This is a genomic window from methane-oxidizing endosymbiont of Gigantopelta aegis, from assembly GCF_016097405.1.
Lineage (GTDB): Bacteria > Pseudomonadota > Gammaproteobacteria > Methylococcales > Methylomonadaceae > Methylomarinum.
Map to the genome: position 1 here is coordinate 1,660,766 of NZ_JAEHGD010000001.1, position 23,677 is coordinate 1,684,442.

General features: G+C 45.6%; 18 protein-coding genes and 4 pseudogenes. 11 read left to right on the top strand and 11 right to left on the bottom strand.

Translation table 11 applies throughout. From position 1 onward, the window contains the following. Window positions 1-8 precede the first annotated feature (8 nt). Window positions 9-314: a transposase gene (locus JEU20_RS08380; protein ID WP_198244954.1), complete on the bottom strand. Its 306-nt coding sequence runs from the start codon at window positions 312-314 to the stop codon at window positions 9-11. A 161-nt stretch (window positions 315-475) separates the two neighbouring features. On the opposite strand from JEU20_RS08380, the gene JEU20_RS08385 reads away from it, so the two are divergent. Further along, window positions 476-3,826: an EAL domain-containing protein gene (locus JEU20_RS08385; protein WP_198244956.1), complete on the top strand. Its 3,351-nt coding sequence runs from the start codon at window positions 476-478 to the stop codon at window positions 3,824-3,826. Here the strand turns inward: JEU20_RS08385 and JEU20_RS08390 are convergent. From JEU20_RS08390 to JEU20_RS08400, 3 genes are read right to left on the bottom strand one after another with little or no spacing between them, the layout of a single operon-like run. Next, window positions 3,823-5,169 carry an HlyD family type I secretion periplasmic adaptor subunit gene (locus tag JEU20_RS08390; RefSeq protein ID WP_198244958.1) on the bottom strand — a complete coding sequence of 449 codons (1,347 nt, stop codon included), beginning with the start codon at window positions 5,167-5,169 and terminating at the stop codon, window positions 3,823-3,825. The two genes, JEU20_RS08385 and JEU20_RS08390, sit on opposite strands and share 4 nt — an antisense overlap. Further along, the gene (locus JEU20_RS08395; RefSeq protein ID WP_198244960.1) at window positions 5,166-7,349 is read right to left on the bottom strand and encodes a peptidase domain-containing ABC transporter; all 2,184 of its coding nucleotides are present in this window, start codon (window positions 7,347-7,349) and stop codon (window positions 5,166-5,168) included. Before JEU20_RS08395 ends, JEU20_RS08390 begins: the two co-directional genes overlap by 4 nt. A 25-nt stretch (window positions 7,350-7,374) precedes the next feature. Next, on the bottom strand, window positions 7,375-7,599 hold the full coding sequence (locus JEU20_RS08400) for a P-loop NTPase family protein (RefSeq protein WP_198244962.1): 225 nt from the start codon (window positions 7,597-7,599) through the stop codon (window positions 7,375-7,377). 83 nt (window positions 7,600-7,682) lie between these two features. Between JEU20_RS08400 and JEU20_RS08405 the strand changes: the two are divergent. Next, a pseudogene (locus JEU20_RS08405) lies at window positions 7,683-9,237 on the top strand (IS3 family transposase). Here JEU20_RS08405 and JEU20_RS08410 read toward each other — a convergent pair. Continuing rightward, the gene (locus JEU20_RS08410; protein ID WP_198244964.1) at window positions 9,209-9,544 is read right to left on the bottom strand and encodes a transposase; all 336 of its coding nucleotides are present in this window, start codon (window positions 9,542-9,544) and stop codon (window positions 9,209-9,211) included. The pseudogene JEU20_RS08405 and the gene JEU20_RS08410 sit on opposite strands and share 29 nt — an antisense overlap. 238 nt (window positions 9,545-9,782) lie before the next feature. Here JEU20_RS08410 and JEU20_RS08415 point away from each other — a divergent pair, with 238 nt between their 5' ends. From JEU20_RS08415 to JEU20_RS08440, 7 genes and pseudogenes are all read left to right on the top strand, one after another. Next, a complete protein-coding gene (locus JEU20_RS08415) occupies window positions 9,783-10,547 on the top strand; it encodes a ThiF family adenylyltransferase (protein ID WP_245395157.1) in 765 nt (254 codons plus the stop codon). 223 nt (window positions 10,548-10,770) lie between these two features. Further along, window positions 10,771-11,352: a hypothetical protein gene (locus tag JEU20_RS08420; RefSeq protein WP_198244966.1), complete on the top strand. Its 582-nt coding sequence runs from the start codon at window positions 10,771-10,773 to the stop codon at window positions 11,350-11,352. Between the two features lie 146 nt (window positions 11,353-11,498). Then, window positions 11,499-11,690 carry a transposase gene (locus JEU20_RS15610; protein WP_342590484.1) on the top strand — a complete coding sequence of 64 codons (192 nt, stop codon included), beginning with the start codon at window positions 11,499-11,501 and terminating at the stop codon, window positions 11,688-11,690. Then, window positions 11,656-12,099 carry a hypothetical protein gene (locus JEU20_RS15615; protein WP_342590485.1) on the top strand — a complete coding sequence of 148 codons (444 nt, stop codon included), beginning with the start codon at window positions 11,656-11,658 and terminating at the stop codon, window positions 12,097-12,099. The genes JEU20_RS15610 and JEU20_RS15615 overlap by 35 nt, the downstream gene beginning before the upstream one ends. A 114-nt stretch (window positions 12,100-12,213) precedes the next feature. Then, window positions 12,214-13,327 (top strand): annotated as a pseudogene (locus JEU20_RS08430) (ISAs1 family transposase). A gap of 109 nt (window positions 13,328-13,436) precedes the next feature. After that, window positions 13,437-14,720 (top strand): lipid IV(A) 3-deoxy-D-manno-octulosonic acid transferase, encoded by a 1,284-nt coding sequence (waaA, locus tag JEU20_RS08435; protein ID WP_198244968.1) that lies wholly within the window; start codon window positions 13,437-13,439, stop codon window positions 14,718-14,720. Then, window positions 14,717-15,781 (top strand): AI-2E family transporter, encoded by a 1,065-nt coding sequence (locus JEU20_RS08440; RefSeq protein ID WP_198244970.1) that lies wholly within the window; start codon window positions 14,717-14,719, stop codon window positions 15,779-15,781. Before waaA ends, JEU20_RS08440 begins: the two co-directional genes overlap by 4 nt. Before the next feature lie 100 nt (window positions 15,782-15,881). Here JEU20_RS08440 and JEU20_RS08445 read toward each other — a convergent pair. Further along, a pseudogene (locus tag JEU20_RS08445) lies at window positions 15,882-16,317 on the bottom strand (IS5 family transposase); the annotation flags it as partial. A 141-nt stretch (window positions 16,318-16,458) separates the two neighbouring features. On the opposite strand from JEU20_RS08445, the gene JEU20_RS08450 reads away from it, so the two are divergent. Then, entirely contained in the window at window positions 16,459-17,040 is a 582-nt protein-coding gene (locus JEU20_RS08450) for a PhnA domain-containing protein (protein WP_198244972.1), read from the top strand. 39 nt (window positions 17,041-17,079) lie between these two features. Beyond that, a complete protein-coding gene (locus JEU20_RS15885; protein ID WP_483446972.1) occupies window positions 17,080-17,187 on the top strand; it encodes a GTP-binding protein in 108 nt (35 codons plus the stop codon). On the opposite strand, the gene moeA is transcribed toward JEU20_RS15885, so the two are convergent. From moeA to JEU20_RS08480, 5 genes and pseudogenes are all read right to left on the bottom strand, one after another. Further along, the gene (gene moeA / locus JEU20_RS08460) at window positions 17,179-18,444 is read right to left on the bottom strand and encodes a molybdopterin molybdotransferase MoeA (protein WP_198244974.1); all 1,266 of its coding nucleotides are present in this window, start codon (window positions 18,442-18,444) and stop codon (window positions 17,179-17,181) included. The genes JEU20_RS15885 and moeA overlap by 9 nt on opposite strands. 10 nt (window positions 18,445-18,454) lie before the next feature. Beyond that, window positions 18,455-18,772 (bottom strand): thiosulfate oxidation carrier complex protein SoxZ, encoded by a 318-nt coding sequence (soxZ, locus tag JEU20_RS08465; RefSeq protein WP_198244976.1) that lies wholly within the window; start codon window positions 18,770-18,772, stop codon window positions 18,455-18,457. After that, window positions 18,765-19,220 carry a thiosulfate oxidation carrier protein SoxY gene (soxY, locus tag JEU20_RS08470; RefSeq protein ID WP_198244978.1) on the bottom strand — a complete coding sequence of 152 codons (456 nt, stop codon included), beginning with the start codon at window positions 19,218-19,220 and terminating at the stop codon, window positions 18,765-18,767. The genes soxZ and soxY overlap by 8 nt, the downstream gene beginning before the upstream one ends. A 105-nt stretch (window positions 19,221-19,325) precedes the next feature. After that, a pseudogene (locus JEU20_RS08475) lies at window positions 19,326-22,594 on the bottom strand (efflux RND transporter permease subunit). Beyond that, the gene (locus JEU20_RS08480; protein ID WP_198244980.1) at window positions 22,591-23,676 is read right to left on the bottom strand and encodes an efflux RND transporter periplasmic adaptor subunit; all 1,086 of its coding nucleotides are present in this window, start codon (window positions 23,674-23,676) and stop codon (window positions 22,591-22,593) included. The pseudogene JEU20_RS08475 and the gene JEU20_RS08480 overlap by 4 nt, the downstream one beginning before the upstream one ends. Window position 23,677: the final 1 nt, after the last annotated feature.

Sequence of the window (23,677 nt, forward strand, 5' to 3'; positions counted from 1 at the left end):
CTCTATTTTCATGTGCGGAGAGTATAGATGCCTTGTTCACGACAATAGGCGCTAGCCTGATCATCGGTGAGATGATGACAATGAACAATGGCTTCAAAACGTTCTACTGTATTCCAATCTTGAGGGCTTTTTTCTTTTGACATGTTTGACTCTGTTTTTTCGAGTTGATTTTTCTTAGCTAACCGAATCCATTTTTGAAGTGTGGAGTAACCCACACCTAAAGTAACTGCAATTTGCTTTAGCGATTGTTCTGGTCTTCTGGATAATGCTTTTTCTACTGATTGTACTTTAAATTCTTGGCTAAATACGCTCATTTTTGTCTCCTGATTTAAAATTTCCTAGGCGACAGGTATGTTGACATAGGGGGAACTGTACAGCAATTATTAGACTTGATGTTGAAAAAAAAATTACTGTATCGTGATGTCTCCCTGCAGAACTTTCTCAATGGACAATTTCTCGGCAAGGATACGGAATCATGAAAACAATCAATTTACGTATTTGGCTACCTTTACTCATTTTTGCTTTTACCAGCAGCATGATTATCGGCCTATTTTTCTATCATAGTCATGAGCATAAACTGAATTTACTCAAACAAAGCCAAAGCTTTATTCAGTTCAACATGGCAAGGCTACAACGTTTACTGGAAACCGCCACCGAAACCCATGATATGGTTGCTTACGAATTCAGCGCACTGGCGACAATTCCAGAAATATCCACATTCGTACTCGCGAATGAAAATGGTGTCATCATCGAGTCGATCCATTATGACTGGATTGGTAAAAATATTGCCGATGTTTACCCTTATTTTTCTGCCGAAACACTCAAACAGGTCTTACAGGAAAAGCAAGCCCAACTCATCACTCTTCAGCATCCGGTTTTGATCCAAGCCTATTATCCAGTTCAAGCACCCAGTCAAAATGGTGAACTCCGATCCTTAAAGTATGGCGTATTGGTTTTGAGCTATGACTTATCTCAGCCATTAGCTCAACTTTACTATGACACATGGTCTGAAAGCTTAATCTTTATCTTTGTTTCGTTCCTATTATCATTACTGCTCATTGTTGTAATAAATCGCATGGTGACAAAGCCCGTTGACTACCTCTGCCGTCAGATGATTCAGTTTGCTAAAACAGAACATCCCGTACAAATCAATCTGACGGGAAAAGGGGAATTAGCGACTTTAGGTCAAGCTTTCAACCAATTAGTCACCCGCCTGACGATAAGCAAAAGTCTTCTGTTACAACAGAAAAACCTCTACCAGACTCTCAGTCAAGCGAATCAGATGATAACCCGCGTCAATGATGAGCGCAATTTATTACAGGAAGCCTGCCAAATTATTGTCGCACACGATGGTTTTATTTTTGCCCAAGCCACATTGCCTCAAGCAGACAACCCTCTTACCGTTTCCGCAGGCTCTCCGAACTTAGAACCCATCTTTGTAGTACAACCCTCTGAACCCAATAATCATTTAGGCTCAGATCCCCTCATTATCAACGATGTACAGAACACAACTCACCCATTGCCACAACGGCCTGCAGCCCCTATACAAGCCTGCGCCTTCTTCCCGCTGACTCAATTCAATAAAACAGTGGGGCTGCTAGCCCTGTATTCTGATCAAGCCCAATTTTTCAGCCACGAAATTGTACAACTGCTGCAAGATTTAAGCCTTGACTTATCTTATGCACTGGAAAAAATTCATCTGGAAAAATTACGTCAAAAAATAGAAGCTGACTTGCGGGAACGCGAAAAACGCCTGGACGTTACACTTAATTCAATTGGTGATGCCGTCATTGTCACCGATAGCAAAGGCCGAATCACACGCATGAATCCAGTTGCAGAATCCCTAACCGGCTGGCACTTCGCCGAAGCTAAAGGCAAACCCTTAGCCCGTGTTTTCCATATCATCAATGCAATAACGCGCAAGCCCGCACAAAACCCTGTGGAAAAAGTCATGGAACACGGCCAAATTGTTGGCTTAGCCAACCATACAGCGCTGATTGCAAAAGACGGAACTGAATACCAGATTGCCGATAGTGCCGCTCCCATTAGAGATGACGATGGTTCTATTCTCGGTATTATTCTGGTTTTTCACGATGTCACCAAAGAATATCAATTACATCAACAAATACAAAACAATGCCGAGCGCTTTCAGCATGTCCATGCCATAACCGGCGCTTATGTTTGGGAAACTGATGCTGACGGCCACATTACCTATATATCCGAACAATGCTATGCGATTAAAGGCTATCGCGCCGAGCAACTCATCGGCCGCAAATTATTTGAATATATGCCGGAAGACAAAAAGGCCCAGCTAAAAGATATTTTGCTTAATATGGCAAATCATAAGCAAACAAAATTCTCACTACGAGTAAAGAACACTCTCCCCGATGGCCGCATTGTTTGGGAACAAATCCGCGGTGGCGGATTGTTTGATGAAAAACAGACACTGGTTGGCCTGCGCGGAGCAGGTATCAGCATCACCGAGCAAGTTGAAGCGGAAGAGCGGATTAAAAAACTGGCTTTTTTTGACCCTTTAACCCATTTACCCAATCGCCGTATGTTTCTTGATCGGTTAAAAAATGCCGTCACCGCCGCGATGCGCCACCATAAATTCGGCGCTATTCTTTTCATGGATCTGGATCATTTTAAAAACCTGAATGATTCGCTTGGGCATGACATCGGCGACGAACTACTAAAACAGATCGCACAACGCCTTCGCACCCAGCTTCGTGGTGAAGATACTGCTGCACGACTAGGCGGCGATGAATTCATTATTCTATTTACCGAGCTTGGTGACACCGAAGATAGCGCCATCGCCCATGCCCATATCGTGACTGAAAAAATCCAACAAGCCCTAGCAAAAGAATTTTATCTTAAAGGCCATAGCTATCATTTAACCTTGAGCATCGGTATCACGCTATTTCCTCAACCGGATACAGAAATCCATGATTTGATCAAACAAGCAGACACTGCTTTGTATCGTGCAAAAGCAGCCGGTAGAAACCAATATCAATTTTTCTCCAAGGAAATGCAAGAGGCCGTAGACCAACGCCTGACAACCGAAAAAGAACTCCATTCCGCTTTATTACAAAATCAACTACGCCTTTATTTTCAGCCTCAAGTCGACCAGAACCAACAAATTATTGGCGCCGAGGCTCTGCTACGCTGGCATCACCCAGAAAAAGGTATACTCTCTCCGGCTGCATTTATTGACATTGCTGAAGAATCTAGTCTGATTCTAAAAATAGGTGACTGGGTTCTAAAAACAGCATTCCAATATCGCCAGCAATGGCGACAAAGTGGTCTGTTAAATGAACAACAAAAGCTTTCCATCAACATCAGCCCAAAACAGCTAAGACAAGACAGCTTTATCCCAACTGTCATAGAATTACTTAAAAAACATCAGATTGATGGAAATTTATTTATTTTTGAAATTACAGAAAATGTATTTCTGCATGATCTTGACGCCATTATCCAAAAAATCAATCATCTCAGGAATTATGGCATCTGGTTTTCAATTGATGATTTCGGTACCGGCTACTCATCCTTAGCCTATTTAAAACGGTTACCCATCCGGGAGTTAAAAATTGATCGTAATTTTGTCAAAGATATTGGCCATGATACAAACGACCAAGCCATCATAGACACTATTATCGCCATGGCCAAACACATGCAATTACAAGTCATTGCCGAAGGCGTAGAAACCGAGCTTCAGCTAAACTTTTTACATCAGCATGGCTGTTTCCATTACCAAGGATATTACTTCAGCAAACCTTTACCTCAAAGTGACTTTGAAAATTTTGTTCGCCAAAGCCGTAACATTTAGCGCTCTTGAAAAGCATGGCTAAAGCCCCGGGTCACAGGTTTTAACAAATAATCCAAAATACTCTTTCTGCCTGTGACAATGCTGACCTGAACGGTCATGCCGGGAATGATTTTCATTAAATCCGGGTTGTCACCCAAATGGTTTTTCGACAGCACAATACGGCTCAGATAATAAGGATTTCTTTTTTCATCCAGGTAGGTTGAAGGTGAAATCTGATCCACAGTGGCTTCGACATAACCATACTTACTGGCATCATAACTATCTATTTTAACTTCAGCTTGCTGACCAACGCTGATATGACCAATGTCTTCCGGCAAAATACGGGCTTCGACAATCACATTACCGTCCATCGGCACAATCTGCAAAATCACATCCCCCGGCGCTACCACCGCATTCTTGCCAGTGATTGAGATACCTTGAACAATCCCGGCAATAGGCGCATAGACATCAAGACGATTAACCTTGTCTTCTGCCTTGATCAAAGCCTTTTCCACTTCGGCCAATTGGCCAGTCAATTCCAACACTTCAAATTCATTTTCTTTATGGTGTTTGTCCATAATCTCCTGATAGCGTTGCCTGGCTTCCTGCATGGCCATTTGGGCGACTGAAATGCCGCCCTCGACGGATTTGACCTGACTTTCCACACTGGCCAGACGGCTTTTGCTGGACAGTAAATCCGTCTGGGAGATGACATGGGTAGCCGCCAGCCTTTCTCGCATATCCACTTGTTTTTGTAATAATGCCCGTTCTTTTTTCAGGGCTTTGAGCTGGTTTTTCTGTTTTTCCAGTTCCCGGGCCTTTTGGCGAGACTGCGATTTCAAAACGGCCAGTTCGCTTTGCAAACTCTCCTGTTGGGCGTAATAGCTGGCCAATTCCTGCTTGGCCAGCGCTGGGTATTTTTTACTCAAGGTTGAAAAATCCGGTTGCCGACCTTCCTCGATGGCCCGGATGCGCTCCAGTTTTAGCAAAATACTGGCTTTTTTGATTTGCAGTTGTTCAAAATCCGCCATGGAGGCTGGCATGGCAAAGCGCACCAGTAATTCTCCCGGTTGGACTTCATCACCGTTTCTGACCAGAATTTCACTGATAATCCCGCCTTCAAGATGCTGGACATCATATATTTTTCCGGTGGGCACCACTTCCCCTTTGGCGTGCGTCACTTCATTGACCTGGGTCAAAGCTGCCCAGAGTACAATGGCAATAAACAAAAACAAACTGAAATAAATACCCAGTTTGATAGTGGGTTCTATTCCTTGTTCTTCCAATTGAATGGCTTGTGCCAGAAACCGGGCACGAGCCCGGGTTAAACTGCCAGCCGGTTTGTGTGTTACGTTTTCGCTCATGCTTCTGCTTCCATCAAAATTGAAATGGCTTTGTCGGCTTCACCGATAAACTGGACAGCCCCTTGTTTCATCACGACCACTTTATCGGCTAGGCGAATATGGCTAGGGCGGTGGCTGACCATGACAATGGTGCTGTGTCCTTTCAGCGTTTTAAGCTGCTTCATAAAGCGGGTGTCACTTTCAAAATCCAACGAGGCACCGGGCTCATCAAACAAAATGATGCGAGCGGGACTGACCAGTGCCCGTGCAATGGACAAGGAACGTAAAAACCCCGGGGGATATTGTTCGGCCGTTTTATCGGTCAGGCGGGTATTAAAGCCTTCTGGCAGGGCCAAAATGTCCTCGAGAATTCCTGCTTTTTCAGCGGCGGACTCAAGTTCTGTATCGGTGGCAAGGCCATTGGCCAAACGCAAATTCTGGGCAATAGTGCCATGAAAAAGGGTGGTATATTGCGGCACATAGGCGATTGAGCGACGTAATTCCAGGATATTCAGTTGACGCATATCCACCCCGTCGATATGAATGGCACCCCCCTGTGGGCTGTACATACCGACTATGGATTTAAGCAAGGTCGATTTGCCTGATCCGGTATAACCGACGATGGCCACCATTTCTCCAGGCTGAATATCGACGGACACGCCCAGTAATGCCGGATCCTGGGATGGGCCATAGCGGAAACTGACCCGGTCCAGTCGGATATGGCCTTTGATGTTTTGCAGCACCAAGCCTTTGTTGACCCCTGATTTTTCCGCCGGAATTTTCATCAGTTGATTGATTTGGCGAATGGATTTAAAGGTTTGCTGGAATTTTGAAATGGACAGAAAAGCACCTTGCAGCGGTGAAAGAATCCGCCAGACTAAAGCCATAGTAGCAATCAGGCCCCCCATGGTAAGGCTGCCGTCAATCACGCCTAGCGTTCCCATGGCCAATACCGCTAACGCCGTTAATGTCATTATGGCCTGAGACAGACTGCTCATGACAGAATTGATAATAAACGTCTGATAATTTGCCATAATCGCTTCGCCCGATACTTCTCTAAAGCGTTCCCACCAGACATTCTCGGCGGCGATCGATTTGATTTCCTTGCGTCCTGACAACGTTTTCAGCAACATGTTTTGCTTGTTGGTTCGGGCTTTTCCCGACCGGTTGATGCGGCGGTTTAATTCGGGCACAAATACCAGCCCGATGAGCAGATAAACAAAAATCATCACGAATGGAATCAAGGCAATCGGCCCGGATAACACCGCAACTACAATCAGAAACAATAATACAAACGGTAATTCCAGCACGATAGAGGCGTTGGCACCAGTAAAAAAGTCCCGGATAGCATCAAATTGTTTCAGTTGGGCAAGCTGGGCCGCGACGGTCGAGCGCTCGATACTCAAAGGCGGCAACGACAACAATTTCTTAAAGGTTTCCACGCCGATCAAATAATCCATGCGGCCTGCGACCGTTCCCAACAACCGAGCCCTCAAAATTCGCAGCCCGAGGTCAGCAGCAATCAATATCGCCACACCCGAAAGCAACATGGGCAGGCTGTCCAGCGAGCGGGTGCCAATGACTTTATCGTAAATTATCATGATAAAGAGCGGAACCAACAGAGCGACCAGGTTGATGACGAAAGTCATCCCCAATAAATGAATAATCAGTTTCTGAAAGCGGGCGAGCAAATCGGAAAACCAGGGGTTATTCGAAGCACTAGCACCGGGCAGTCCATGTGAAATGTTTTTATCGGTAAATAAGTAGGCAGTTCCCGGGAAATTTAATTGATCAGCGGCCTGGGTTTTCTCCGTTTCGCTCTGTGCATCGAAATAACGGATCATGCCGTTTTCTTGCGCCAGCAGAATATAGACTTGCTCATTGGAGGTGATAAACAAGGCCGGATACAATTCGGCTTGTAATTGATTCAACGCAATCGTCTGCGGCGAACTTTCGTAGCCGATGTTGACTAAAATATTGCGTAGATCAACCAAATCCAGTTCATTGGCAAAATGCGGCAAGGCTTCGATCAATTCCCGATCGATGTTTTTCCAGCCCAATGCTTTTAGCAGTGGGAACAGACAGGCAGCATAAGGGCATTGGTCGGAAAAGTGTTCAATTTGTTTTTCCCGCAAGGCCCGGGCAAACTTTTCAGCGACATCCGGTGATTTTGACGAGGAGTCGGTCGATTTCTTTTGCATCGTTGTCATAATAATTCGTGCATGGCTACTGGCGTGGCTGCAAAGTGCCATCCTGTAATTGGAACTGACGATGACACAGTTTCAGAAAAGAGGGTCGGTGCGAAACAATGACGATAGTCTTGTTTTTTTGCTGCATGATTTTCATCACGTCAATTAAACGTTTGTCATTTTTAATATCGAAATTGGCATTCGCGTCATCAAACAGAATGATTTTTGGGTCGCCCACCATGGAACGCACCATGATAATCATCTGTTTTAATCCCTCTGGCAGATTATCCATCGCTAAATGTCAACATACCTGTCGCCTAGGAAATTTTAAATCAGGAGACAAAAATGAGCGTATTTAGCCAAGAATTTAAAGTACAATCAGTAGAAAAAGCATTATCCAGAAGACCAGAACAATCGCTAAAGCAAATTGCAGTTACTTTAGGTGTGGGTTACTCCACACTTCAAAAATGGATTCGGTTAGCTAAGAAAAATCAACTCGAAAAAACAGAGTCAAACATGTCAAAAGAAAAAAGCCCTCAAGATTGGAATACAGTAGAACGTTTTGAAGCCATTGTTCATTGTCATCATCTCACCGATGATCAGGCTAGCGCCTATTGTCGTGAACAAGGCATCTACTTACATCATCTAAATACCTGGAAAGCGGAATTTTGTCAGAATCTAAATCAACAGAATCCGTATATAAACAGGCGCAAACAAAACTCAAACAAGAAAACAAGCGTTTGCATAAGGAGCTAAACCGCAAAGAGAAAGCGTTATCAGAAACAGCGGCTTTACTGGTGTTATCAAAAAGTGCCAAGCGATCTGGGGAAAAGGCGGCCGATTAATCGCCTACTCAGATCGCCAACACTACAGCGCACTCATTGATGAAGCCGTTGACAATGGAGCGCGGCAGAAATTAGCCTGTGAACTGGTGGGTATATCAGCTCGAACCTATCAGCGTTGGAACCGGGGAGAAGGACTCTCAGAAGACCTACGACTGCACAATACAGCGCCTGTGCACAATCAATTATCCGAGGCCATCAAGCAAGAAATCATCACCGTGATTAATAAACCGGAATACAGCGCTTTAACGCCGCATCAAATCGTTCCGAGGTTATTGGATTTGGGCTGCTATCTCGCATCAGAATCAACCTTTTATCGTGTCATGAAAGCCCACAACCAGCTTAAGCACAGAGCTAAAGGAGCCGCAGGTCAGCATAATAAACCGCAGTCACTCAAAGCCACACAGGCCAATCAAATCTACTCGTGGGATATTACGTATTTATTAAGCCCCGTCAAAGGGCAGTATTTTTACCTCTACATGGTGATGGACATCTATAGTCGGAAAATCGTAGGCTGGCAAGTTCATGATGCCGAATCAAGCGCACACGCTGCTGATTTGATCGAAGATATCGCTCGCCGGGAAAACATCGACAAAAAGCAATTGGTGATACATTCTGACAACGGCAGTCCGATGAAAGGCGCAACATTAAGGGCCAAATTGGTCGATTTAGACATTGCCACGTCGTTCAGCAGACCTCGTGTCAGTAATGATAATCCTTATTCAGAATCGTTATTTAAAACAGTCAAATATCATCATACCTTTCCAGAAAACCCTTTTAAAACATTAAGCGAAGCCAGGAACTGGGTTGAAGCTTTCGTTTGTTGGTTCAACAATGAACATCAACACAGTGCGCTCAAGTTTGTAACACCCAACCAACGCCATAACGGCTTAGACAGCGCCGTACTCGAAAAAAGAAAACGAGTCATCGAGCAAGCAAAAAGAGACAATCCAGAGCGATGGAATGGACGACAAACACGAAATTTAACGCCCATTGGCCATGTTTATCTTAATCCGGATAAGGAAAATTTCAACACAACAGAATGTCAAGCAGCTTAATAAAATTCATTTCGTAAATTATTGCAAAAAATGCGACAGGTTGGTTGACATTTAGCGCTAACGACAACAAACATCCCTGTGTCGCTCTCAACGGCAGCTTAAAGAGTTCTCTCAGGGTCAATGCGCATTGAATAGCAGTATCAGAATACGTCATCGGGCTTCCTCTATAGCCTGTCTTTTCAGGCTGATGCCATTGCTTGATCATGGATTCTTCGAACCATAGCGTTAATGAACCTCGATTGATCAAGGCTTGATTGTAATTCGACCAATTCTTTAGTTTGTAGCGTTGTTTCTTTTTCTTGTCCATGCCCTATAATATGGGGATCCTTATGATTTATGCAACAAAGCCAAATCGCTCCATCACTCAGGCGTGTCAACTTTTCAGCGGGAATTGCTGAATAATGGATCGCTGGTTTGTCTTGCATTTAAACTAGTGTTAGATAGGAAGGCGCTTACATGGAGAAGATATCTCTAAAATGAACTATTCTTAAAGAAAGGTTCAGTATTCAACAGATTGGATTAAATATTAATTGTGAGGTAACAAAATGAAACAGTTTTCTTATGATGAAGCATTTTCGAGAAATATAGGCTGGGTAACAGAAAATGAATTAGAGCTTTTGCGTTCAAAGAAAGTAGCTGTCGGAGGGCTGGGTGGGGTTGGCGGGAGTCATTTGATTGTGCTGGCCCGACTAGGAATTGGCCATTTTCATATTTCAGATTTGGATACGTTTGAAATTGCTAATTTCAATCGGCAATACGGCGCATGTATGACGACATTGAATAGACCTAAGGCAGAGGTAATGGAGGAAACGTTAAAAGACATTAACCCGGATGTTAAGGTTACAAATTTTCCAAATGGTATTACATTGGATAATCTGGATGAGTTTTTGCGTGATGTGGATATTTATGTAGACAGTCTGGATATTTTTGCGCTACCTATTAGGCGTGCAGTGTTTATGCGCTGTTATGAATTGGGGATTCCGGCAGTTACTGCTGCACCAATGGGAATGGGTACTTCGATGTTGGTTTTTATGCCAGGTAAGATGGATTTTGAAAGTTATTTTGATTTGGATGGCTATTCATTTGAAGAGCAAATATTGAGATTTGTTATCGGTGTTTCACCTAGTGTGATGCAACGAGCATATCTTGTAGACCGTTCGGCTGTTAATTTTTTGAAAAAGAAAGTTCCCTCTACACCTATGGGGATTGAGCTTGCAGCAGGTGTGGCATGTACCAATATTTTAAAGATTTTGTTGAATAGAGGTGGGGTTATTTATGCCCCATGGGGATGCAGTTTGATGCCTATTTGAACAAATTTAAAAAACTTGGCGGCCATGGGGAACAAAAATCCTATTCAGCAGATATTGTTTTGGCGTTTAAAACAACTTTTGGATATTAGATGAGTTTATTGCTTAAAGTGACCCTTATTATCCAGAAATAAAAATAAGGGGTCAGAGATGTTTTCATATTGACTCATTATATATTGGGTGCGAGAATGAGGACATTGTGCAATGTTTAGGCGGGTGAGTCAGTATGCTGGCGGAAGAAGATATCAGTTTTATCAAGGCGCATATTAGCGAGTGGTTGGCTGAACAGTCATTAGGCAAGCCGCCGGTGGTGTATGAAATTGAGCTGCGCGAGCGGATGGTTCGGGTGGAAGAGGCGTTAAAACATCAGGGAGATGAGCTAAAAGCCCAGCGTGAATTGATTCAGACGATTCTGACTCAAATGGATAAGCGCTTTGAGCAGACAGCAAAGCAGATTGAGAATTCAAGATTGGATATGGAGAAGCGTTTTGAGCAGCTCGATAAGCAGATTGAAAATTCAAGACTGGAAATAGAGAAGCGTTTTGAGCAGGTTGATAAACGTTTTGAGCAGGTCGATAAGCAGATTGAAAATTCAAGATTGGAAATAGAGAAGCGTTTTGAGCAGGTTGATAAACGTTTTGAACAGGTCGATAAGCAGATTGAAAATTCAAGACTGGATATGGATAAGCGTTTTGAGCAGGTAGATAAGCGCTTTGAGGAAATTACCAAGCGTCTGGATCGTTTTATGTTTTGGTCGTTGGGTATTACAGTAACTTGTGCGATTTTCGTGGTTAATTTTTTAAAGTAAAAGGCATCAATAGGGTCGGAGTCCTTTTATGCCTAGAAAACCCAGATTCATTTTGCCAAATGTACCCGTGCATGCCATTCAGCGTGGTAATAACCGTCAGGCTATTTTTTTTTGATGAAGCTGATTATCGGGTTTATCTGGAATGTATGAAAAAGGCAGCTAAAAAATACGGATGTCTGATTCATGCTTATGTGTTGATGAGCAATCATGTGCATTTGTTGATAACGCCTGAAAATAGGGAAAGTGTAAGTCGTTTTTTTCAATATATTGGACGTATTTATGTGGCTTATATCAACAAATCTTATGGACGAACCAACATTATGGGAAGGGCGCTTTAAAGCCAGTCTTATTGAGGAAGATCAATATCTTTTAAATTGTTATCGCTATATTGAGTTGAATCCGGTTAGAGCGAAAATGGTGAGTCGGCCGGAAGAGTACGTTTGGTCAAGTTATCACTATAATGGATTGCAAAAGCAGGATGACTTGATAACGCCGCATACTTTATATTTGCAATTAGGCAGGACGTATGAAGAGCGGCAGCAGGCTTATCTCGCTTTATTCAAGACAGCGCTGGGGCCAGCAATTGTGACAGAAATTCGTAGTTGTCTACAAAGTGGGATGCCGTTAGGCGATGAGCGGTTTAAGCGTCAGATTGAACAGCGATTAAATGTCAGTGTGGGTCAAGTAAACCGTGGGCGTCCACGTAAGAATGTGTGTAAAAAGTCTGACACACCTATGGCCTTTTAGGTACAACTATTGATAATGCAAGGGATAGGCGGGTCGTTAACAGGGCAATCGGGTTTAAAAAAGGGTTGAAATTATAATTTAGATAAGGTATTGGTTTTATCATTTTGATTATAAATGACAGTTACCCCAACGGCCTCAATTATCCACCATTTTTCAACGATTGCTGATCCAAGAGTAGATCGGCGAAAGAAGCATCAACTCACTGATATATTTTTCATCACCTTGTGTGCGACTATTTGTGGAGCCGATAACTGGGTGGCCATTGAAAAATTTGGAAAGGCTAAAGAAAGCTGGTTCACTGAACAGCTTGGTTTAGAAAATGGAATCCCTTCACATGATACGTTGGGTGCTGTTTTTGCCGCCATAGATACGGAACAATTTAGTCAATGCTTCTCAAACTGGGTGGCCGATCTAGCGGACTTGGTTGAAGAAGATATTATTGCAATGGATGGCAAATGCTTAAGGCGCAGTATTGATAAAGCCTCAAATAAGTCAGCCATCTATATGGTGAGCGCCTGGTCGCGGAAAAACAGTTTGGTTTTAGGTCAGGCGAAAGTGGATGATAAATCCAATGAAATTACGGCCATACCCAAACTTCTGTCGCGTTTGGATATTGCAGGCGCTTTGATTACAATTGATGCAATGGGGTGCCAAAAGAAAATAGCCAAACAGATTATCGACCAAGGCGGTGACTATGTTTTGAGTTTAAAAGGAAATCATGGCACCTTACATGAGGATGTAAAGGCCTATTTTACATCCGCTTTATCGCCAGAAATTGCCACAAAAACCGTCAATGGTGAGCATGGGCGAATTGAAACGCGTTCTGTTCGTGTCACGGATGAGATTGAATGGTTAAAAAGGAGCATTCCTGGTCAGGATTAAAAAGTATTATTGCCGTCACAGCCACAAGAGAAGTGGATGAAAAATAACCGAGGAAACACGCTATTTTATAAGCAGTTTAAGCGCAAACGATCCAAACAAGTTAGAGCATGCTGTTCGCGCTCATTGGGCGATTGAAAATAACTTGCATTGGGTTCTTGATCTTGCTTTTGATGAGGATAGCAACCGAACCCGCAAAGGATATAGTGCTTCAAACTTAGCTGTCATTCGACACATGGCCTTAAATTTAATAAAAGCCGAGGAAACGGCCAAAGTCGGTGTAAAAACCAAGCGAATGATGGCAGGGTGGGATAATGATTATTTACTCAAGATTCTTGGTGTAATTTAAACCCGATTGCCCTGGGGTCGTTAACAGGTTCGATGGCTTGGTTTTGGCGCGTCATTGGGGCACAATTTCAGGTAAAATAACTGGCTTCCGAATCCTATCATCTTGTGCTATGCGTTTTTTTTATACCAGCCTGTTTTGTTTGCTTTTACCTTTTGTGTTGTTGCGCCTGTATTGGCGCGGGATTAAACAAGCTGCTTACCGGGCGCGTTGGCAGGAGCGGTTGGGGTTTTTTACACAGTCTTATCCTGAACATTGCATCTGGTTCCATGCCGTTTCTGTGGGCGAGGCGGAAGCGGCTTTTCCTTTGATTAAGCGTTTGCAACAGCGCTATCCAGACCAGCCCATTTTAGTGACAACGACTACGCCAACAGGGGCTGCGCGTGTTGCCGAGGTTTTAGGCGACAGTGTCAGCCATGTTTATTTTCCTTATGATATTCCCTGGGTTGTTTGCCGATTTTTAAGTGTTTTCAAACCCGTTATGCTGGTGGTGATGGAAAAGGAAATCTGGCCGAATCTATTCAGGCAATGCGGCCAGAGACAGATTCCTTTATTTATAATCAATGCGCGCTTGTCGGCGCGTTCTGCAAAATCTTACCGCTGGATTAAAGGCTTGGTTAAGCCTGCTTTGGAGAATGTGCAGATGATTTTAGCGCAGACTGAGGACGATCGTTTGCGCTTTATCGACATTGGTGCGGCATCCGATAAGGTGCAGGTAAGTGGCAATTTAAAATTTGATATCGAGTTACCACAACAACTGATTGAACAAGGTAAGGCGCTTAAAGGTGATTTGTTTTCTGGGCGTTTTGTCTGGATTATTGCCAGTACGCACCCGGGCGAGGAGGCCGTTTTTCTGGCGCAATATGCGGATTTAAAACGCCATATCCCAGAGCTGTTACTGGTGATTGTACCTAGACATCCCGAACGCTTTGATAGCGTTCATCAACTGGCCTTGCAGTATGGTTTGCAGGTCGAAAGACGCAGCAGGCAGGCGTCCATTTCTTCCGCAACCGATGTATATCTGGCCGATACCATGGGCGAGTTAAAGATGTTATATGCGGCGGCCGACGTTGCTTTTGTTGGCGGTAGTCTGGTGCCGGTCGGCGGGCATAATATTCTGGAGGCTTTAGCGGCTGGAACGCCGGTTATGTTTGGCCCGCACATGGTGAATTTCAAGGAAATTGCCCGCCAGGTTTTACAGGATGGCGCGGCTGTTCAATGTCAAAATAAAGAAGATGTGGCAGGGCGACTGCTGATACTTTATCAGGAGCCGGCTCTCCGACAAGCATTGGTGGAAAAAGGTCATCGCTTCATTCGGAAAAATCAAGGGGCACTGGATAAAACGCTAGCTATGCTGGAGAATCAGGGGTTTACTCAGCCTGAGAGGCTTAAATGATGCAAAATCATCATGATATATTTAAACAGCTGATTCCGTTTATTTTGCTGCTTGGCTTGTTTTGGCTGAGTTATTTGATTCTGGAAGCGTTTTTAGAATCGTTGATTTGGGCGTTTATTTTGGCCTATGTGACATGGCCGCTGTATCGTTGGATCGATAAACGCTTGAATTATCAGCAATTGTTAAGCGCTTCTGTCATGACACTACTGATTTCGTTAGCCATTTTTGTTTTGATTTATGGCCTAGCAGGCCTATTGCAGGACGAAGTCAAAACTGCTTATCAGACGCTGTACCAGGTTCTTAAAAATGGCGAATTAACATTGCCGGAAGCCATTCGTAACCTGCCCGGATTGGGGCATTATTTGCAAGCCTGGCTGGATAACTTTAATGCCGATAAAGCCAGTATTATAGCGCCCTTGATTAACGAATTGAGACAGTGGGTTGGGAATTTTGCCACCTTCTTGGGTAGTGTCGGTCATTATATTCTTAAATTAGGTGTGGTTTTGGTGACCTTGTTTTTTTGTTACCGCGATGGTGAAGAAGCAATAAGACAAATGCGTTCAGGCATTTTACGTTATGCAGGTAAAGATGGTGATGTTTATTTACACGCCGCTGCCCACACCACGAGGGCGGTTGTGTATGGCATGGTATTGGCGGCGTTGTCGCAGGGGATTCTGGCGGGTGTAGGATATGCCTTTGCCGGGGTTAATGCACCTATTTTGTTTGGTGCGCTCACGGCGTTGCTGGCCTTGATCCCTATGGGGGCGACACTGGTCTGGATTCCAACCGGTATTGCCTTGATTTTAAGCGGACATATTTGGGCGGGCGCGGGTTTGCTGGTATGGGGGTTTACCGTGGTCAGTACCGTCGATAACCTGATTCGGCCGATTGTGATTAGCGGCGCGAGTAAAGTCCCTTTTTTAGTCGTCATGTTTGGCGTGTTGGGTGGTTTGACTGCATTTGGAGCGATTGGGCTGTTTATCGGGCCGGTTATCCTGGCGGTTTTATTGACCGTTTGGAAACAATGGATAAGGCAGCAAGCTGAAACGTCCGAGGTTTGATGAAATTTCGGCGCAAAATACCACGACAATAAGGCATTGTGAAATTTAACAGGTATTAGGGGCTGTTGCCATTTCACATAGGTAACCATAAAAAGGCGCAGTCATGAACTTCGCCGCCTGTCACTGAGAAATGAATAGGAAGACCACAGGCATCAACGGCCATATGAATTTTACTGGTGTTCCCGGCGACAGATTTCCCTATCGCTGTTTCTTGTTCACAGGCCGCACCACTACTATGCTGATGTGCTTTCACAATACTCCCATCAATAAATTCCCATTCCAGGTCTGGATCAACAACCAAGGCGTTAAAAATACCCATCAGTTTTTTCTTTACGAGACCAGTCATTGAATCGTTTATATACCGCATTCCAATTACCAAAAGCCGTGGGTAAATCTCTCCAGGGACAACCTACTCGCAAGCGATAAAAAATACCTTCGACTGTTTTTCGAAGACAAGGTTTGTCATAAATTCCCATTTTCAACATAATTATCTTCAGTTTCTCCCAAAGTTCATCCGTAAGCATTTGTCGGGGCATAGTTTGCTTGTTTTTGAGTCAAAATAAACAATCTATGTGGCGGAGTTATTGAATTTCAAGGGGGATTTTCAAAACGGCAACAGCCCCTATTCGGTATGACTGAATAATGTATTAAGAATGATATATATAACAGAGGAAAAGATGACAATCGAACAAGATTTGCAGACAAGAAGCGATACAAAATGCGAGTTATGCGGTGCAGATAACGACTTGGCTGTTTATACGGTGCCGAATAGCCCGGAAGAGGGCGTGGTGGGCAGTGTTTTAGTATGCAGAACGTGCCTTTCGCAAATCGAAGGCGATCAGGACCTGGACGAGCATCATTGGCGTTGCTTGAATGACAGCATGTGGAGCCAGGTGCCTGCGGTACAGGTGATGGCCTGGCGTATGCTGAACCGTTTGCAACATGAAAGCTGGGCGCAGGATTTATTGGATATGTTGTATCTGGAAGATGACGTGCTGGACTGGGCTAAGGCTGGAGCCGACAATGCCGAAGCGGACAACGAGGTGAAGCATCTCGACAGCAATGGTGCAGTGTTGGCGGCGGGTGACACAGTGACCTTAATCAAGGATTTGAATGTCAAAGGCGCTAATTTTACCGCCAAACGTGGCACTCCTGTGCGAAACATTAACTTGGTTGCCGATAACCCGGAACAGATTGAAGGCCGGGTGAACGGCCAGCAAATTGTGATTTTGACGCAGTTTGTCAAAAAATCTAAATAAGTCTTTTTGAAAACACTGCATCATATTCCTACCCATTTAGTGCTGGGCTTTTTAGGGAGTGGCAAGACCACGGCCATTTTGCATCTGTTGGCGCAAAAGCCCAACTTAGACTTAATGCGCACAAAGGCAATGCATTTTTTAGGATGAAAACAGACCAAAAAAGGGTTGAGCGGTGACTTTCTCACCGCTCTTTATCATTCCCCGCTCATGTTCCAGCACGATAAAACAGTTGGCAAGACTCATGGAGCGTAAGATGCCGGATCCTTGTTTGCCGGTGGTTTTGACCTGCCATTCGCCATTTTCCATTTGCTGTAATATGCCGCGGACGATTTCGGTGCGGCCCGGTTTTTTGCGTATGTTTTCCAGGGTTTTGACCTGTAATGTGGGCGCTAGGCGGGGGAGGACGATGCCGAGTTTTTGTTCCAGCGCCGGTTTTACAAATAAATAAAAGGTAACCATCACCGCAACAGGGTTGCCGGGCAGTCCGAAAAACAAGCATTGGTTCAGACGGCCAAAAGCCAAAGGGCGGCCGGGTTTTATCGCCAGTTTCCAGAAGTTGATCTGGCCGCAGGCTTGCAGTGCGGTTTTGGTATGGTCAGCCTCGCCGACCGAGACGCCGCCAGATGAAATAATCACATCTGCATATTCGCTGGCCTGTTGGAACTGACGCTGCAAAATTTCCGGGTCATCTTTAATGATGCCGAGGTTGATAATTTCAATCGCCGGTGAATCAAGTGCGGCCGCCAGGCTGTAACGGTTGCTATCAAAAATGCCGTTTTCTGGTGGTTTCTGGCCGATGTCAAAGACCTCGTTACCGGTTGAGGCGATGGCGACGCGCAGTTTTCGTTTAACGCTGATTTCACCGTTGCCGATGGAAGCTAACAGTCCAATATCCGGCGGTGTCAGGCATTTGCCACGCGGCAGAATAATTTCGCCACTTCGCAAATCTTCACCTGCCCGGCGAATATTGTCGCCCGTTTTATGTTGCCCATCGATGAGGATGTAGTCATCACCCTGTTCGACATGTTCTTGCATGACGACGGTATCGGCGCCAGATGGAATTTTTGCGCCGGTCATGATGCGGATGCAATGTCCCGGCAATAGCTGGCAAGGGCGGTTATCGCCAGCATGAAGGGTATCGCTGATGGCAAGTTTTTTGCGGCCTTGTTGTGGAATATCCCGGCTCAGAATGGCAAAGCCATCGACCGCTGAATTGTCATGTGGCGGTACATTGAAAGGCGCTGTGATATCGGCAGCCAGTACCCGGTCTCTGCTTTGCCCGACAGGGCAGGTTTCAGCAACGGAGAGTGGTGTAATCAGTGCAGCAATACGGGCTTTGGCTTCATCGACCGACATTAAGCCGGTTTCGAAAATATCCTGGCAACTCGGTTGTTTGTTAATCATGGCTGTTGTTTTATTTAATCAGATGCTCACGGCTATCATGGATGCCGAGGTTGTCGACCCAATTGACTCGAATAAGATCGCCCGATTTAACGTGATTCAGTACAAAACTGAAATACGGGTCTTTGGAGATACTGCCGCTTAGATCAGCCTGAATGACGCGCTCACCATTTAGGCTGATGTCGAGTTCTTGAATAAAATGAGCCGGGATAAACTGGCCGGTTTCGGGGTCACGATTTCGGCCATTTTCCATTGGGTGTGCAATTAAAATCCGGATTTGCGCTTTTTGTTGACGCCGTTTACTGCGAATGCGAATACTGGAATTAGCCACCGCAGCCTCCAATAGTGACTTTGACGGCTTTTTGGGTGCGAAGCAGTTGGCCGTCGCGGGTTTCGGCAATCACAATTACATTTGAACTTTTCGCCATTTTCAGGCGTAAAGACAGGGTAGGCTCTACTCGTGGTGATAGCTGAAATTGGGCGGATAAAGGTTTGGGGTTTTTTTCAACCAACACGCTGATTTTTTGAATATCGGGCAGGCTGCTGGTAATGGTTAAGGGAACGACGGCGCCATTTTCGGCAACGCGGGGGAGTTTTAAATGAATTTTGTTGGTGTCGATAAAATTAGCTGTTGGAAACAGGGTTTTCAAGGTTTCCGGGTACGGTGTTGTGCTAAACAAGCGTTCAGGCCAGTCGGCCCAGGCAAATGCAGACTTTAGCCCAAACAGGCTACAGATTTGTATGAGCCGTTTAACGAAATGTCTGCGTGATTTGGCCAATGAATTCCCCTCGCTCGATAGCGGCTTATGACACAACTTATGATTATATCCTTATACCGGGCTGCATAAAACCAGCATCGGTTTTATGCAGCAGGAAGGGGCGAATTATTCCTCTTCAATTTGATCGCGGGGTTTGGGTTTGTTATGCATCAGCAGGAAATAAACCACCGGGATAACGACTAGTGAAAACAGGGTGGAAGCGATAATGCCGAAGACAAAACTCCAGGCTAACCCTGAAAAGATTGGATCCAGAACAATGATAGCCGATCCGAAAACAGCCGCGGCCGCAGTCAGGAAAATCGGTGTCATCCGAACGGCGCCGGCTTCAATCAAGGCTTCGGCCAGGGTGGTTTCTTCATCCCGGTTCCAGGCGCGTTCAATAAAGTCGATTAGAATGATTGAATTACGCACGACGATACCAGCGAGTGCAATCATGCCGATCATGGCGGTCGCGGTAAAATAAATCGGGGTGGCGTAGCCTGCAACGGGCTCGGTAAACAGGTTGATAAACCAGAATCCCGGCATGATGCCGATGACGGTCAGCGGAATGGCAATCATCATGACGCCAGGAATGCCGAGTGAGCCGGTTTGCGCAACTAGCAAGACATAAATCATGATTAACGCGGCGGCAAAGGCCAAACCTAAATCGCGAAAGACATCGACGGTGATTTTCCATTCGCCTTCGCCGGACATTTCAACCCGGTAGCCTGGGGGTAACGGCTTTTCGTCCAGGCTGGCATACATATCGAGTACCGCTTCGGCCGGTGCACGTCCGGCCATTTCAGCGGTAATATACATCAATCGATGCAGGTTTTTATGATAGATCGTCTGATCCCCCCATTCATTTTGCATACTACCGATTTCACTCAATGGGATCAGTTTTCCCGAAGCCGTTTTAACCCTGAGCGTCAATAAATCGGTGGCGGATGAACGTAATGCCCTAGGCAGTTGTACATTGATTAACAGGGGTTTGCGTTCACTGACAATATGAACTGAGCCTGTCACTTGTCCGTTTAATGCCGTTTTTAGGGTGTTCGCAACCTGGGTGACGGTGACGCCATGCTGTGCCGCTTTTTCCCTGTTTAGAATAAAATGTACTTGTTTATGCGGTTCATCAATCATGTCATCGATATCGACGACACCCGCAAATTGTTGCAGCCGGTTTTTGACATCATTCGAAACCCGGACAATATCGTTGTAACTGGCCTGAGGAGGCCCATAAACTTCAGCCACAACGGTTGCCAGAACCGGCGGACCCGGGGGCAATTCCACAATTTTAATATTAGCGCCATACTGTTGTTCAATACGGTCTATTTCAGGGCGAATACGCAAGGCAATTTTATGCGACGAAAATTCGCGTTTTTCCTTTTCCACCAGGTTGATGCGGATATCGCCGACATAACTGCCCTGACGCAGATAATAATGGCGCACCATGCCATTGAAATCCATCGGTGAGGCTAGGCCGATATAGGATTCAAAATCGGTGACTTCATTGACTGTCGCCAGATACTGTTCCACGGCGCGTGCGACGGCATCGGTCTGCTCCAACGTGGCGCTGCGCGGCATATCGATAATAAGCTGTAATTCATTTTATTATCGAATGGCAATAATTTCAAGGGCACAGCTCGAGTGACGGCCAACAGCGTCGCACCGACAAAGGCGATGAAAATCACCAGCAGAAACCAACGACTGCGAGCAGGTGTTTTAATAAGTGGCGACAGTGTCTTGCTGTACCACCGGTAAGGCCGTGATTTTTTTAAGTCGAAAGGCTTGTCATGCTGCTTGCCATAATCTTTTTTGAGTAGTTTGTAGCTGGCCCACGGGGTGACAGTGAAGGCGATGATCAGCGATAACAGCATTGCGACCGGTACATTGAAGGCCATAGGCGCCATATAAGGCCCCATCATGCCGGTAATATAAAACATCGGAATAAAAGACAGAATGACGGCGAAGGTGGCGACGATGGTCGGTGGCCGGACTTCATCGACAGCGGTCAACAAGGCACGCAAAGGCGGCTCTTTTTTCATTTTATAATGACGATGGATATTTTCTACATCAACGATAGGGTCGTCCACCAGTAAGCCTAGCGACAGAATCAAGGCGAATAGAGTTACGCGGTTGATAGTGTAGCCAAAAAGCAGATCGCACAGCAGCGTGATGGCAAAGGTCAACGGTACCGCGATAGAGACAATGAATGATTCTTTCAGTCCGAGGGTCATGGCCAGCAACACAATGATGGTGATGATCGCGATACCAAGATGTTCGACCAGTTCGTTAACCTTGTGATTCGCTGTTTCGCCATAATTTCGGGTGATATTGATTAACACATCATCTGGAATCAGGCTGCCTTGCAACTGTTCGGTCAGGGCCAGAACCTCTTCAGCGACGGTAACGGCATTGCTGCCTTTGCGTTTGGCAACGGCAATCGTGACCATTTGCCGGCTTTCACCCGTAGTAGCTTGTGGGCCAACGGCATGTCCGACCCGTTTCATGTCTTTGACGGCAGGTCCGAAACCGATTCGGGTGTAATGATTAGGGTCTTCCGGGCCGTCCATAATAGTGGCGACATCACGTAAATAAACCAGCCGGCCATTGACATTTTTAATGACTGTAGCGCCGACTTCATCCGGTGTTTTAAAATGTGGCCCGGCTTCTAGCAAAATTTCTTGATTATCGCGTGAAAACGCGCCGGCCTGGAGATTGACATTGGTATTGGCTAAGGCTTGTTGAATATCCAGCAATGTGGTTTTGCGCGAAGCCATTTTTGCCGGATCCGGATAGACCGAAATTTTTCGGGCAGCGCCCCCTACGACCCAGCTTTTACCGACGTTATCGACGCTTCTCAGGCGTTCGAGTAATTCATCGGCAATGCGACGAATGGCCATTGAGTCATAAACCGGGTTTTGCGGCGACAGGGTCAGAAACACGATAGGAACATCGTCAATCTCGACCGGTTTGACAATCCAGTCGGTGACGCCGGGCGGTACCAAATCCTTGTTCGCCATGATTTTATCCCGAGTTTTGATCAGACTGGCCTCCATGTCTTCACCGACATAATAGCGTACCGTCACCAGCGCTTGTCCCGGGCTGGAGACAGAATAAACATATTCTACGCCGGGGATTTGATATAACAGACTTTCCAGTGGTGTGGTCACCAGCATTTCGATTTCTTCACTGGATGCGCCAGGATATTGCACAAATACGTCCATCACCGGCACCACAATTTGCGGATCTTCTTCACGTGGTGTCAATACTAGCGCCGCAGCCCCTGCAAAAATGGCGATAATCAAAAACAATAATGAAAGCTGAGATGTGGTAAACAGCTTGACGATGCGAATGGTCAAGCTGTCGGCATGGTTTTGCTGTTCGCTCATTGCTGTAAACCTGTATTGATCAGAATGGTTTCACCTTCCCGTAGACCGGATAATACTTCGACCTTATCGCCGTAACGTTTACCGGTACGAATATGGCGGGTATAAACTTGATCGTTTTCAACAATTTTTATCGCCTCCAACTGACCGAAATGGAGTACGGCAGAGGCCGGAATCAGAATAATTTGCAGGTCTTTTTCACAGCTTTGTTCCATCCAGGCAAACAAGCCGGGAACCAGGCCTTCCGATGAAGGTAAGCTGGCCTTGATCAATTGCGTATGCGTGAACGGGTCGATTTCTGGGACAATTTCATCGACGGTCGCAAGTAAGGTACGATTTAAGGCATCGATGCGTACATTGATTTTCATGCCTAAGTGAATGCGTTTAGCGCAATGGGTCGGAATAGCCGCTTCCGCCCTCAGGTCATCGGCTTTTTGAATGACAACCACAGCAACACCGGGCAGACCCATGTCGCCTGGTTCTTGCAAGCGTTCGCTGACGATGCCATCAAAAGGGGCTTTGAGAATATTTTCGTTTAAATTAGCGCGTATGCGTTTTACCCGGCCTAATGCCTGATTAACCATGGCGCGAGCACTGCGGGCCTGGGCGATGATGGCATCATAGTTTTGCCGGGTTGCTGCACCCTGGCTGAACAGTTTTTTAATGCGTTTTTCATCGGCAATCGCTTGCGCGGCTTGCGCACGCGCCGCATTTAGCGCGGATTGGGCTTCTTGAAAGGCGGCCTCAAGATCAGATTTGTCCAGAACCGCTACAATATCGCCTTGTTTGACACTGTCGCCGGCATTGACCTTGACTTCAAGAATCCGGCCGCTGAATTTAGGTGCAATGCGCGCGACACTACGGGATTTTATCGCGCCCGGCCAGGCGATCACATTGCCGCTCAGCTGTTTTCCGACGGTCAGGGTTTTGGCGCCGACGGGAAGTGGCGATAGTTTTCTTTCGGTATTGCCGGGTGGCACCTTGTCAGGGCCGCCGATGATGCCTAAAGAAAGCAGTATGGCAAAAAGCAAAAGGGTGATAGCGGCCGTATTGATGAGCCATTTTTTTTGTAGCAAAGTATGCATG